The sequence below is a fragment of the Stenotrophomonas sp. HMWF003 genome (genome assembly GCF_003061285.1).
GTDB lineage: Bacteria > Pseudomonadota > Gammaproteobacteria > Xanthomonadales > Xanthomonadaceae > Stenotrophomonas > Stenotrophomonas maltophilia_AP.
In genome coordinates this window covers 1-467 of sequence record NZ_QAIW01000438.1, presented here as the reverse complement: position 1 = coordinate 467, position 467 = coordinate 1, and the positions used below count along the sequence as shown (strand labels likewise).

General features: G+C 73.2%; 1 protein-coding gene. It reads right to left on the bottom strand.

Annotated features, from left to right (window positions below; all coding sequences use genetic code 11):
* Positions 1–467 (bottom strand): response regulator (locus DBR34_RS19195; RefSeq protein WP_181394079.1); only part of this gene is annotated, 467 nt, incomplete at both ends.

Sequence of the window (467 nt, the reverse complement as noted above, 5' to 3'; positions counted from 1 at the left end):
CCCCGGCCAGCCGATGCGCATGCCGACGCAGTGCCGCGTCCTGCCGCTGCTCGCCCGCCTGCCGCAGCGCCTGCAGTTCTTCCTGGACTGATTGCACGTACGTCGCTCGCATCGGGTCGTCGTGGGCCACGCCCTGGCCGTCGTGCGGCCGGGCCGCCGCATCCACATCCAGCACCGCCAGCAACTGCGCCGCGTCCAGCGGTTTGTACAGCACCGCGTCCATGCCGCTGGCACGGCAGCGCTGTACATGCGCGGGCGAGCTGGACCCGGAGAACGCCAGCAGCCGTGCCGGCGGGCCGGGCTGTGCCGTCTCGGCGTCGCGCAGCAGGGCGGCCAGCTGGTAGCCGCTCATGTCCTTGAGGTCGCAGTCGATCAGCACCACCGTGCTGGGCGCGGCATGCTGCGCCCGCAGGGCGCTGGCGCCGTCGCCACAGGCCTGTACCGTGGCGCCCAGCGTGGTCAGCTGC